The organism is Nocardia sp. CNS-044 (genome assembly GCF_059570515.1).
Window position 1 is genome coordinate 101,669 of sequence record NZ_JCANSX010000006.1, and the last position, 12,772, is coordinate 114,440.

11 protein-coding genes are annotated in these 12,772 nt (G+C 66.8%); 6 read left to right on the forward strand and 5 right to left on the reverse strand.

From position 1 onward, the window contains the following. Nucleotides 1–76 precede the first annotated feature (76 nt). The gene (nrdF, locus tag T333_RS09225) at nucleotides 77–1,039 is read right to left on the reverse strand and encodes a class 1b ribonucleoside-diphosphate reductase subunit beta (protein WP_067781560.1); all 963 of its coding nucleotides are present in this window, start codon (nucleotides 1,037–1,039) and stop codon (nucleotides 77–79) included. A 555-nt stretch (nucleotides 1,040–1,594) separates the two neighbouring features. On the opposite strand from nrdF, the gene T333_RS09230 reads away from it, so the two are divergent. The 4 genes from T333_RS09230 to T333_RS09245 all read left to right on the forward strand — a co-directional run bounded on the left by T333_RS09230 (nucleotide 1,595) and on the right by T333_RS09245 (nucleotide 5,888). Beyond that, nucleotides 1,595–2,476, forward strand: coding sequence for a hypothetical protein (locus tag T333_RS09230; RefSeq protein WP_496424221.1), 882 nt, complete (start codon nucleotides 1,595–1,597; stop codon nucleotides 2,474–2,476). 185 nt (nucleotides 2,477–2,661) lie between these two features. Beyond that, the gene (locus T333_RS09235) at nucleotides 2,662–3,618 is read left to right on the forward strand and encodes a hypothetical protein (RefSeq protein WP_496424222.1); all 957 of its coding nucleotides are present in this window, start codon (nucleotides 2,662–2,664) and stop codon (nucleotides 3,616–3,618) included. A gap of 181 nt (nucleotides 3,619–3,799) precedes the next feature. Continuing rightward, nucleotides 3,800–4,774, forward strand: coding sequence for a peptidase (locus T333_RS09240; RefSeq protein ID WP_496424223.1), 975 nt, complete (start codon nucleotides 3,800–3,802; stop codon nucleotides 4,772–4,774). Nucleotides 4,775–4,958: 184 nt separating this feature from the next. Next, on the forward strand, nucleotides 4,959–5,888 hold the full coding sequence (locus tag T333_RS09245; RefSeq protein ID WP_496424224.1) for a peptidase: 930 nt from the start codon (nucleotides 4,959–4,961) through the stop codon (nucleotides 5,886–5,888). Between the two features lie 4 nt (nucleotides 5,889–5,892). On the opposite strand, the gene mgtE is transcribed toward T333_RS09245, so the two are convergent. From mgtE to T333_RS09260, 3 genes are all read right to left on the reverse strand, one after another. Further along, complete coding sequence (gene mgtE, locus T333_RS09250) at nucleotides 5,893–7,257, reverse strand: magnesium transporter (protein ID WP_357253320.1); 1,365 nt, start codon at nucleotides 7,255–7,257, stop codon at nucleotides 5,893–5,895. 276 nt (nucleotides 7,258–7,533) lie between these two features. Continuing rightward, nucleotides 7,534–8,058: a hypothetical protein gene (locus T333_RS09255; protein WP_357253318.1), complete on the reverse strand. Its 525-nt coding sequence runs from the start codon at nucleotides 8,056–8,058 to the stop codon at nucleotides 7,534–7,536. 76 nt (nucleotides 8,059–8,134) lie between these two features. Beyond that, on the reverse strand, nucleotides 8,135–8,347 hold the full coding sequence (locus T333_RS09260; RefSeq protein ID WP_354999152.1) for a type II toxin-antitoxin system VapB family antitoxin: 213 nt from the start codon (nucleotides 8,345–8,347) through the stop codon (nucleotides 8,135–8,137). Between the two features lie 171 nt (nucleotides 8,348–8,518). On the opposite strand from T333_RS09260, the gene T333_RS09265 reads away from it, so the two are divergent. Together T333_RS09265 and T333_RS09270 are read left to right on the forward strand one after the other, a co-directional pair. Continuing rightward, a complete protein-coding gene (locus T333_RS09265; RefSeq protein WP_496424225.1) occupies nucleotides 8,519–9,280 on the forward strand; it encodes a response regulator in 762 nt (253 codons plus the stop codon). 295 nt (nucleotides 9,281–9,575) lie between these two features. Next, the gene (locus T333_RS09270; protein WP_496424226.1) at nucleotides 9,576–10,568 is read left to right on the forward strand and encodes an LLM class F420-dependent oxidoreductase; all 993 of its coding nucleotides are present in this window, start codon (nucleotides 9,576–9,578) and stop codon (nucleotides 10,566–10,568) included. Between the two features lie 114 nt (nucleotides 10,569–10,682). On the opposite strand, the gene nrdE is transcribed toward T333_RS09270, so the two are convergent. Further along, entirely contained in the window at nucleotides 10,683–12,764 is a 2,082-nt protein-coding gene (gene nrdE / locus T333_RS09275; RefSeq protein ID WP_354999824.1) for a class 1b ribonucleoside-diphosphate reductase subunit alpha, read from the reverse strand. Nucleotides 12,765–12,772: the final 8 nt, after the last annotated feature.

Here is a 12,772-nt window from a genome sequence, read left to right on the forward strand (position 1 = left end):
GCGGCAAACCCGAAAAACCTGAGCGGCATAAAGACGGGGCCCCGCATCGGCGGGGCCCCGGTTCACGCGTGGACGCTCAGAACTCCCAGTCCTCGTCCTCGGTGTTGACCGCCTTGCCGATCACGTACGACGATCCGGAGCCGGAGAAGAAGTCGTGGTTCTCGTCCGCGTTCGGCGAAAGCGCCGAGAGGATGGCCGGATTCACGTCGGTCTCGTCCTTCGGGAACAGCCCCTCGTAACCGAGGTTCATCAGCGCCTTGTTGGCGTTGTAGCGCAGGAACTTCTTGACGTCCTCGGTGAGGCCGACCTCGTCGTAGAGGTCCTGGGTGTATTCGACCTCGTTGTCGTAGAGCTCGAAGAGCAGCTCGAAGGTGTAGTTCTTCAGCTCGTCGCGCTCGGCCTGGGAGACCAGCTCGAGGCCCTTCTGGTACTTGTAGCCGATGTAGTACCCGTGCACGGCCTCGTCGCGGATGATCAGGCGGATCATGTCGGCGGTGTTGGTCAGCTTGGCCCGCGAGGACCAGTGCATCGGCAGGTAGAAGCCGGAGTAGAACAGGAAGCTCTCCAGCAGCGTGGAGGCCACCTTGCGCTTGAGCGGGTCCTCACCGTTGTAGTAGGCCAGCACGATCTCGGCCTTGCGCTGCAGGTTCCGGTTCTCCTCGGACCAGCGGAACGCCTCGTCGATCTCCTTGGTGGAGCACAGCGTGGAGAAGATGGAGCTGTAGCTCTTCGCGTGCACCGACTCCATGAACGCGATGTTGGTGAGCACCGCCTCCTCGTGCGGGGTCAGCGCGTCCGGGATCAGGCTCACCGCGCCGACGGTGCCCTGGATGGTGTCGAGCAGGGTCAGGCCGGTGAAGACCCGCATGGTCAGCTGCTTCTCGTCGGCGGTCAGCGTGTTCCACGAGGGGATGTCGTTGGACACCGGAACCTTCTCCGGCAGCCAGAAGTTGCCGGTCAGCCGGTCCCAGACCTCGGCATCCTTCTCGTCGGGCACCCGATTCCAATTGATGGCGCTTACCCGATCGATCAGCTTCATCCTGCCTCCACACCTTTCCCGAGCACGCTGCCGTCACAGAGTTCCTACCACCGAACACTACTCCTAGTGGCTCAGAACTCCATGCAGCACAACACCTTGTGTCGCTGCGGCGCACGTCACGGACAACCGTTTCGCCGTGGGACCACCGCGCGCGGCACCCATTCTGCGGTACCCGTCCGCGCGCGACCGCAGCGGTCCTCGGCCAGCGGGGATCGATCGCCAGCAGTTAGCCATCGCCAGCAGTTAGCCGGAAGAACTCGCCCGCGTCCGGTCCGTGGTCCACCCATCGGCGGCCGTTTGCCGGGACCGAATCGGTCCCGCGACCCGCCGAGACGGCCGGGAAACACCCCAATCACCGACTCCACACACCTCAGGTGGAACCCCGCCGCCGCCACCTGGACCGTTTGGCCCGCACCGCATAGTTGGGGCAGAGTGCTGTACCAGAAGTCGCGCACTCGATGCGCCGCACAAGGGGGGTTCGCTGTATTGCGCAGGTTCGCGCAGGCCGTAGTTGCCCTCGCCCTCGTCGCGATATCGGCGGGATGCCTGGAGGAAATGCCTGCCTCGCCGAAAAGCGACATGTTCTGGTCCACGGTGCCCGAGACCGACGAACAGCGCTGGGAGGTGTTGCGGCGGGTTCGCGCGGTCGACCCGTGTGCGTTGATTCCCCGCGCGGACCTGAGCCGATTCGGGTCGGTGGTGCGGGTCGAGGCGCGCAGGCCGGAATGGTGCAGCACCGTCATGGAAGCGACCGGACGCACCAAGATCGACTGGTCGCTGTTGTTCGCACCCAACGGACTCCACATCGGAGAGGGCGCCCGGGCGACCACCGTGGGCGCAGCAAAGGTCACCATGCTCGCCGACGTCGATGCCGATCCCAGCAAGAAGGACGAACTCGTCGAGCGGAAATGCACCGCCACGGTCACCTTGCCCTCGACCGCAGCGGTCATGCTTTTCGTCACTACCCCCCTGGGCACCGAACCCTGCTCCGTCGTCGAGGAGGTGGTGCCCGCGCTGCTGGCCAATCTGAACCGTTCCCCCGGGCAGGGCACCTCACCCGATACCCCGAAGACCGTTCTGCACGGCACCGATCCGTGCCGGGTGGCGCGCGGTCTCGGCGCCACGCCGTCCATCGAGGCGCAGCAAGTATGGAAGTGCATCTTCACCTACCGTGGCGACACCGTCCTGGTCGAATACACCTACGACCAGGAGAAGCTCTTCGCCGAGGGCGAGCCGCTCATCGTGAACGGGCGTCGCGTCTATCGCAAGGATCTGGACGAGGCCCGGGCATCCACGGCGCTCGTCGGCCCGGAAATATTCACCGCCGAGCCCGCCTTCATGGGACCTCGCTTTCCGGTCGTCACCGTCCTGGGCAAGGACGCTGCCACAGTGGAAGAGGTTGTGCGCCAGGTAGCCTCGTACTTCCCCGCGGCGTGAGCGGCCGCCTCGGGTCAGCGGCGACGGCAGTCGAACGTGCATCGACCGACGGAATACCCGACCACTCACCGGCGCCACGCCGCGGCTGTTTGCGACGCGCGCCGACGAGCGGGCAGACTGCTGCCCAGGAACGCGCGCACTCGGCGCGCCGCACAAGGGGGGTCACTGTGCTACGCAGATTCGCGATGATCGCCGCAGCCGCTGTTGTCCTGCTGGGTGTCACGTCCTGTCAAGACGACCTGCCACCCACACCCACCGGTTCCAGCGGATACTGGTCCACCGCCCCGCAGACCGACGAACAGCGTTGGGAACTGCTGCGCAAGATTCGCGCGATCGACCCGTGCGCGCTCATCCCACGCAGTGAACTGGCGAAGATCGATACCGTGCGCTGGGTGGATGTCCGCAGGCCCGATTGGTGCGAAGCGCGGATGGGGTCGACCGAAGCCGGGAAAGGAACCGAGCTGAGCTGGTCGCTGTTGGTCGCACCGAACGGCATCAAACAGTCGGAACCCGGTCGCACGACGACGATCGGCGCTGTCACGGTCGGCACGTTGAGCGATCTCGACGCCAATCCCGACCTCCAGGACCAGCTGGTCCAGCGCAATTGCACCGCGAGCGCGAGCTTCCCCTCGACCGCGGCCGTGATGATCTTCGTCACGACCCCCCTCGGCACGGAACCGTGCCCGGTCGCCGAAGCCGTAATACCGACCATCCTCGCCCAGCTCGACAAGGAACCCGCGCACGGCACCTCGCCGGATACACCGCTGACCGCCCTGCTCGGCCGCGATCCCTGCGCGGTCGCGAACGAACTCGGCGTCCCTCTGGCGGTAGCGGACCAGCGCGAGTGGAAGTGCTCCTTCCCATACCGCGGCGACGACATCGAGGTTCAGTACACCTATGACAAGGAAGCGCTGGTCGTCAAGGGCGAACCGATCTTCACCATCAATGGGCATCTCGGATACGGCGATCCGGACGCCACCGAGCTCCATTCGTACAACGCGATAGTGGGACCGGTAGTGCCATCGGCCCAACCCGAGTCCTTCCTGGGACCAAAGCTCCCGGTCGTGAACGTGTACGGCCACGACGGGGCCGTGGTGGAAGAGGTCCTGCGCCGGGCGACCGCGCTGTTCCCCGCCGCCTGACACGCGGGGGCTGTCTTCACCCAGCCTGGAGAACCCTCGAGGACGACGATCCGCCCTGGCCTGGGGAATGTACGCATCTCGCTCCCGGCCAATGCAATCCCCGTTTTGCGAGACAGCGGCACTACGGGCAGACTCGGCGGCGATGGTTCGCGGGAGTTCGAGCCATCTCGGATCCGTTGCGATGAAGGGGGACTCGATGCTGCGTCGACTACTACTGGTGGGCGTGATCGCCCTGACCGCCGCCGGATGTCAGTCCGAACCGGCGACGAACTCGGCGTCGGCCACGGAATCCGTTGTGGCAGCGGGTTTCTGGTCCAAGGTCCCGGAGAACGACCAGCAGCGTGACGAGGTGCTGCGGCACACCCGCCGGATCGATGTGTGCGCGCTGCTTCCGCGCGAGACGCTCGGCCAACTCACCGAATTCGGCGCGGTGCGCGCCGTGGAGAACGATCAGCCGACCTCGTGCAAGGCATCGCTGGGCCCTGCGGGCTACCTCGAGGGCACCAAGCTGAAGTGGTCGACGAACGCGCTGCCGGATCAGTTTCCGCAGGACCGCGGCACGGTGCGTCAGCTCGGCGACATCACGACCTGGACCGTCGCTTCGGAGCGGCGGTGCAGCGTGACCGCCAGGTTCCCGGCGGGCGTCGGCGTGTATCTCGACATCGAGACAAAAACGTCGACCGATCTGTGCGCGACGATCGAAGGCTTGGTCCCGGGGATGCTCGACCGGTGGCGCTCGGGGCCGCAGCAAGGCACCTCGCCCGACACCGCGCCCACCGTCCTGCACGGCGCCGACCCATGCGCGGTGCGCGGCAAGTTGACCGGCACCGTCGAGTTCGGCGTCAAACGAACGCTGAACGGCTGCGGTTTCACCTACCGGGACGAGGAGGTGATCCTGACCTACGAGAACAGATACCGGCGTGTGCTCACCGCCGCCGCCACGGCTGTCACGATCGACGGTCACGACGTCTACCGGTCCAACCCGTCCGGCGACAACGACCCGATCCGCACATACAACGCGCCGGTCGGCCCCGACCTGCCGCAGGCCGAGCCGTCGGAGACGTTCGGCCCGTCCGTGCCGATCGTCAGCGTCCATGCCGAATCCGACGATGTCGCGAAAGAAGTCGTGCGGCAAGCGCTTTCGCTCTTCTCCTGAACCGGCGACGGTGGATCCCGGCGCCGACATCCGCGCGGACACCGACGAGGTCGCCCAGAAGGTGACGGGTCAGGCGGCCGCCTGATCCCGGTGACGACGGTGATGTTTGCGCGGGGATTGCTCGAACGGCAGACTCGATAGGCGAGCACTCGATCGGGCACGGCCATCGCGGACGGAGGATCCGATGCACCGCATACTCGTCCTGACCGCCGCCGCGCTGCTCGTCGCGGCGGGCTGCGGCGGTTCGAGCGAGGAAGCCGCCACCGTCCAACCCGCGCATCCCCCGGAATTCTGGTCACAGCCCGCGCACACCGAACAGCAACGCCAGGAGGTCGCCTCGGGCGCCCGTCAGATCGACGTGTGCGCTCTGCTTCCCCGCGACGTCCTCGCCGATCTGGGCGAGGTGCGCAGGGTGACGACCGACCTGTACTCCTGCACCGCCGAGGTCGAGCGCGAAGAGCAGGCGGACGTCGTCATCGCGTACTGGTCACCGACGCTACTGGCCGAACTGACCGGCGCGACCAAGCCGATCGGCGACGTGAGCGTGCGCGTCGTCCCCGACCGCGAGACCGGACCGGCGACAGCGTGCGGAACCACCTCCCGATTTCCGGCGGGCGCGGCCATCTATCTCGGCGTCACCGCGAACGATCCCTGCGCGCTCGCCGAGCGGCTCACCCCCGGGGTGCTGGACAGGTGGCGTGCGGGTCCGGTCCAGGGCACGTCACCCGACACCGTGCGCACCGTCCTGCTCGGCGCCGACCCCTGCGCGGTGCGCGCCCGGCTGTCCGGCACCGCCGATACCGGCGAACCGCGCCTGACCGCGTGCCGGTTCCGCTACCGGGACGAGGTCGTCACCGTCGGCTACGAATACCGGATCCCCGACTACCTCGCCGAGCAGGGCACCGAGGTGCGCATCGATGGGCGCCCCGTCCGTCGTTCGGTCTCGGTGTACGACAACACCATTCCGATCTTCACCGCCCAGGTCGGCCCCGAGCTGCCCTCGGGAAGCACCGCCCACGGTCCGCGGGTACCTGTCGTCGAGGTCACCTCGGCGTCCGACGAGGTGGCCGCCGAGGTCGCGGCCCAGGTGCTCGCCCTGTTCCCCGAGCGATAGCGGGTCAGATGCCGAGGACCAACTTCGCCGTCGTGAAGTAGATGATCAGACCGGTGGCGTCCACCAGTGTCGTCACCATCGGCGCCGACACGACCGCCGGGTCGATGCGCAGCTTCTTGGCCAGCAACGGCATGGTGCCCCCTATGGTGGCGGCCCACGCGCAGATCAGCACCAGGGTGATCGCCACCACCACCGCGATGCGCGGACCGACGAACAGCCCGCCGATCACCAAACCCGCAGTGGCCAAAAGGGATCCGAGCACCAGACCGACCCGGCATTCGCGCCAGATCACCTTGAACAGGTCCGAGACCCGCACCTCGCCGACGGCGAGCGCGCGCACACACGCGGTGGCCGCCTGGGCGCCCGCGTTGCCGCCCGCGCCGATCAGCAGCGGAATGAACAGCGCGAGGTGCGCGGCCTGCTCCAGGGTGCCCTCGAAGAAATCGGTGACGCTCACCGTGAGCGTCGCCGCGAAGAGCAGCAGCATCAGCCACAGCGCGCGGTAGCGGGCCAGCTGGAAGACGCCCGCCGCCATGTAGTGGCCCTCCCACGGCGCCGAACCGGCCTGGCGGGCGACGTCCTCGCTGTCGGCGGCCTCGATGACCTCCACTGCGTCGTCGATGGTGAGCAGGCCGACGAGGCGGTCCTCGCTGTCCACCACCGGCAGGTTGATGTCGTTGGTCTCGCGCATCAGGCGGGCGGCCTTCTCGGCGGAGTCGGTCGCGCGGGCGAACGCGGGCTCGGTGACGACCAGCTCGGACACCATGGTGTCGGGTCGGGCCAGCACCAGTTCCCGCAGCTCGACGACGCCGGTGAGCCGACGGCCCGCGTCGACGACGGGCAGCGTGTACACCGTTTCCGCGCCCGTGCCCTTGGCGCGCACCGTGGCCAGCGCCTCCGCGACGGTCAGGTTGCGCGGCAACGCGACCACCTCGGGCGTCATGTACTGGCCCGCGGAGCCCTCGGGATAGCCGAGCAGGGCGGCGGTCATCCGCCGCTCGCGCGGGCTCAGACCGGCGAGCACCTTCTTGGCGACCTTGGCGGGCGCCTCGCGCAACATGCGCGCACGGTCGTCCGGGGCCATGCCCTCGACCAGCTCACGGAAGCTCTGATCACGCAGGCCCTGCAGGATCTGCTGCTGGTCGACCGGCTCGAGCTCCTCGAAGACGGCCAGCGCCAGATCCTTGTCCAGCAGCCGGAACGCCATGCCAGCCTGGACGGCGTCCATCCTGGCCAGCTGGTCGGCGATGAAGTGCGGCGGGTGGTTGTCGAGCCAGTCGAGGGCGGCGTCGACACGGTGCTCGGCGACGAAGTCCGGCAGGGACTCGGTCGTAACCGGGCGTGCTTCGATGAGATCGATCTGCGACATGGGAGGTCCTCAGCACAGCGTGGGGTGAAAAGTGCACGAAGTTTCACACCGCGAGGCGCCCACCCGGGCGACGCAGACCTACCAGGTATGCGAAGGGGCGGCGCCGCGCGGCCTTCGACTGGGAGGTTCACTGCGCATGGCAACCCACCTCCTGATCGTCCCCGCCGCGACCGATCGGTCGCGCGCCGTTTACCTGGTCAACAGAATTCGAACGCGAATGCGTCCCCGTGAAGGATACATGTTTCAACCCCATGTTTCACGGCGAGCGGCGTGTCGTCACCCTTCCGCGGGTCGCGGCGTGATCGAAGCCACCACAGCGGGTTCCGCATCGTCCCAGGTCAGCACATGTTCGACCCACTCCGGGATCGGGCCGGATTGCACGCCGAAAAGATAGAGATGCGGCACCAGACCGCGCAGCGCCCGGTGCACGTCCAGACGGTCGTCGATCATGTGCGTGATGCCGAGTTCGGCGCAGTGAATCGCCTTGTCGGCGCGTTCCCGGCAGAAGCGGAGGTTGCCGCGCGGAAGTCCGGTCCGCTCGTAGAAGTCGTGGTGGTCGAGCCACCGCTGGGTGCGTTCTTCCACGCGCGGACCGCATTTGGAGATGATCCAGGCGCGCCGCTCGAACAGCGCGACCAAGCGTGCGAGGACCTCGAAAGCGTTGGGGCTCGGTGGAGTTCGCATGGCGTCCGTGTCGCCGCCGCCGAGGAAGACGGTGTCGGCGTCGCCGGAAGGCAGCGCGGCGCCCTGGATGACCCGGCCGAAGTCCACGCCGAGTCGATACTGTCGTTCGTTGTTCATCGCACCAAGCATGACCTCGGCCGAGCTGACCGGCCACCGAATTTCGCTCCAGCGCCGGGCTTTCCCGCGTTCCCCGTTACCAGGAGACGGTCTTGCGCCACGGGTCAGGCGCCTGGTCGACCTTCTCGCGGGAACGGACCATCATCCGCTCCAGCATCGCCAGCCGCTTACGTTGCGCGATCACCTCGTGCAGTGCCGCGTTCACCGTTTCCTCGGTGTCCGTCGTGCCGAGCAGCACACCGACCACCGCCAGGGCGGCATCATCCACATCGATCGATGTCTGCGACATGCGCACCTCCCACAAATCGGCCCCTCTTCGAATCGTAGGCCGAATTTCCGCGCCGTGGACAGTGGTATTCGCGGTGGTCCGGGTTGTGGGGGACGCGGGGGGACCTTATAGTCGGGCGGGGTTCTGGCGAAATACGTTGTGCTCGTTGGGGACACGTCACAAGGGGGAGCTGTGAACGAGACGATCGATGCTGTCGCGGCGCTGCTGTGGCCGTTGCTCGCGGCGGCCGCGCTGTGTATGTTCCGCGGTCCGTTGGCGCGGGTGATCAGCTCGGCGGCGCGCAGGCAGTTCACCTTGCGCATCGGCGGGCAAGAGCTGGACATGAAGCAGGTCAGCGAGCAGCAGGAGAATATGATCGAGGATCTGCAGGTCCAGGTCCGCAGACTGCGCGAGCAGGTCGATCAGCTCACCGCCGAACGTGCGCTCGACCCCGGCGCGGGACAGGTCCGCGGCCTGCCCGGCACCGGAGACGACACCCGATCCGGCGCCGCGGAGGACGTCGGCAGCTCCTTGGACCTCGGCACGGCCGCGCCTCATCCGGAATCCCCTGTCGCGAGCGCGATCCTGTGGGTGGACGACCACCCTTCCAACAACGCCTTCCTCATCGACCGGTTGGAACGCAACGGAATTCGCGTCGACACCGCACTGACCACCGCGGCCGCCACCGACCTGCTGTCGACCCGCCGCTACGGCGCGATCATCACCGACATGAACCGCACCGAAAATGGCTCCGCCGTCCCCGACGCGGGCCTGCGCCTCACCGAAACCGTCCGTGCCCGCGGCCTCACCACCCCCGTCCTCGTCTTCACCAGCGCCCACACCGCCTGCTGCGACACCAGCGACCAGGCCATCGCCGCAGGCGCCCGCACCGTCACCTCCTCCCCCACCGACCTCACCGGCGAACTAGCCACCCTCGGCCTCCTCCCCAGATAGTCGCCCCACCGCGGCAGTGGCAGTACGAAGTGAGCGCGAGCGGCCGCATCTGGTACTGCCCCGACTCGGAACGACGAATCGTCTGGGTGGTGCTGGCCCGCTCGGGCCATCCCAAGCAGACCGACTGAGCCGGTAGAACGCGCCGCGAATCGGCGGGCCTCGGCTCGCGCTCGGCGGGAGTTCGGCGCGGGGCGCGTGGAATGGTTGATGTCGAGGTGGGGAGTGGGCAGGGTGGGGCGGGTTCGCGGCAGGATGGCCGGGACAGGTCTCGCTCGGATATGCGAAGGAGAAGTCTGTGCGCTTCGGATTGTTCGTCCCACAGGGCTGGCGGTTGGATCTGGTGGGGATCGAGCCCGCCGCGCAGTGGGAGGTGATGCGGAATCTGGCGCAGCGCGCCGACGCGAACGACGCGTGGGAGTCGATCTGGGTCTACGACCATTTCCACACGGTCCCGGTCCCCACCGAGGAGGCCACGCACGAGGCGTGGACACTGATGTCGGCGTTCGCGGCGAGCACCTCGCGGGTGCGGCTCGGCCAGATGTGTACCGCGATCAGCTACCGCAATCCGGCCTACCTGGCGAAGGTCGCCGCGACGGTGGACGTGATCTCGGGCGGCCGGGCCGAGATGGGCATCGGCGGCGGGTGGTACGAGCACGAGTGGCGCGCCTACGGCTACGGCTTCCCCTCCGCGGGCGTGCGCCTTGGCCGCCTCGACGAGGGCGTGCAGATCTTCCGGCAGGCGTGGACCGCGGGCAAGGCCACCCTGGACGGCAAGCACTACCAGGTCGACGGCGCGATCGTCCGTCCGCTTCCGTTGCAGGAGGGCGGGATTCCGCTGTGGATCGCGGGCGGCGGTGAGCAGAAGACGCTGCGCATCGCGGCGAAGTTCGCGAATTACACCAATTTCAGCGGCAATCCCGACGAGTTCGCGCGCAAGTCGGAGATCCTGCGCGGACACTGCGCCGAGGTCGGCACCGACTTCGACGCCATCGTCCGCTCCTCGAACTTCAACGTCGCGATCGGCGCCACCGAGTCCGAGGTGGAGGACCGCCTCGCCGCCCTGCGCGATCGGCTGATCCCGTTCGTGGGCGCCGAACAGGCCGCCAAGCAGGTCGACGACCTGTTCCGCGGCACCGCCGCCGTCGGCACCCCGGAGCAGATCGTCGAAAACCTCTCCAAGATCCGCGATCTCGGCTTGGGCTACACGATCCTCAACTTCCCCGAGTCCGCCTACGACACCTCGGGCATCGAGCTCTTCGAGCGCGAGGTCATCCCGGCGCTGTCCTGATTCGACTGCGGACCGAGTCCGGTCACGACGTCGGCTCACCCGGCCCCAGCGCAACCCGCACACGAAAGGGGCGGCCTCCCAACGGAAGCCGCCCCTTTCATCGAGCCATAAGCCTCACAACATGCAGCTCACGCAGCCCTCGACCTCGGTCCCCTCCAGCGCCATCTGCCGCAGCCGGATGTAGTACAGCGTCTTGATTCCCTTGCGCCAGGCGTAGATCTGCGCCTTGTTCAGGTCACGGGTGGTGGCCGTGTCCTTGAAGAAGAGGGTCAGCGACAGGCCCTGGTCCACGTGCTGGGTGGCCGCGGCGTAGGTGTCGATGATCTTCTCGTAGCCGATCTCGTAGGCGTCCTCGTAGTACTCGAGGTTGTCGTTGTCCATGTAGGGCGCCGGGTAGTAGACGCGCCCGATCTTGCCTTCCTTGCGGATCTCGATCTTCGACGCCACCGGGTGGATCGAGCTGGTGGAGTGGTTGATGTAGGAGATCGAGCCGGTCGGCGGCACCGCCTGCAGGTTCTGGTTGTAGATGCCGTGCTCCATGACCGAGGCCTTCAACTCGCGCCAGTCGTCCTGGGTCGGGATGTGCACGCCCGCGTCGTCGAACAGCTGACGCACCCGGTCGGTCTTCGGCTCCCACGCCTGGTCGGTGTACTTGTCGAAGTACTCGCCGCTGGCGTACTTGGATTCCGGGAAGCCGCCGAACCAGGCGCCGCGCTCGATGGCGATCCGGTTCGACGCCCGGATCGCGTGGTAGACCACGGTGTAGAAGTAGATGTTGGTGAAGTCGATGCCCTCTTCGGATCCGTAGTGGACCCGCTCGCGCGCCAGGTACCCGTGCAGGTTCATCTGCCCGAGCCCGATCGCGTGGGACTCGTTGTTGCCCTGCTCGATCGACGGCACCGAGTAGATGTGCGTCTGGTCCGACACCGCGGTCAACGCGCGGATGGCCACCTCGATGGTCTGCGCGAAGTCCGGCGAGTCCATCGCCTTGGCGATGTTCAGCGAACCCAGGTTGCAGGAGATGTCCTTGCCGACCTTCTTGTAGGACAGGTCGTCGTTGAACTCCGACGCGGTGGAGACCTGCAGGATCTCCGAGCACAGGTTGGAGTGGGTGATCTTGCCCGCGATCGGGTTGGCCCTGTTCACCGTGTCCTCGAACATGATGTACGGGTAGCCCGATTCGAACTGCAGCTCGGCGATGGTCTGGAAGAACTCGCGCGCCTTGATCTTCGACTTGCGAATCCGCTTGTCGTCGACCATCTCGTAGTACTTCTCGGTGACGTCGATGTCGGCGAACGGCTTGCCGTAGATGCGCTCCACGTCGTACGGCGAGAACAGGTACATGTCCTCGTTCTTCTTCGCCAGTTCGAAGGTGATGTCGGGGATCACCACGCCGAGCGAGAGCGTCTTGATGCGGATCTTCTCGTCCGCGTTCTCCCGCTTGGTGTCCAGGAAGCGGTAGATGTCCGGGTGGTGCGCGTGCAGGTACACCGCGCCCGCGCCCTGCCGCGCGCCGAGCTGGTTGGCGTAGGAGAACGAGTCCTCGAGCAGCTTCATGATCGGGATGACGCCGGAGCTCTGGTTCTCGATCTTCTTGATCGGCGCGCCGTGCTCGCGAATGTTGCTGAGCAGCAAGGCGACACCGCCGCCGCGCTTGGACAGCTGCAGCGCCGAGTTGATGGAGCGCCCGATGGACTCCATGTTGTCCTCGATGCGCAGCAGGAAGCACGACACCGGCTCGCCGCGCTGCTTCTTGCCCGAGTTGAGGAAGGTCGGGGTGGCCGGCTGGAAGCGGCCGCCGATGATCTCGTCGACCAGCTGACGCGCCAGGGTCTCGTCACCGGCGGCCAGGGTGAGCGCCACCATGCACACACGGTCCTCGAAGCGCTCCAGGTAGCGCTTGCCGTCGAAGGTCTTGAGCGTGTACGAGGTGTAGTACTTGAACGCGCCGAGGAAGGTCGGGAACCGGAACTTGTGCGCGTAGGCCTGCTTGAACAGACTCTTGATGAACGCCCTGCTGTACTGGTCGAGAACCTCTGCCTCGTAGTAGTTCTCGTCGACCAGGTAGTCCAGCTTCTCGTCCAGGTTGTGGAAGAAGACGGTGTTCTGGTTGACGTGCTGCAGGAAGTACTGGTGGGCGGCCTCGCGGTCCTTGTCGAACTGAATCTCGCCATTCGGTCCGTACAAGTTCAGCATCGCGTTGA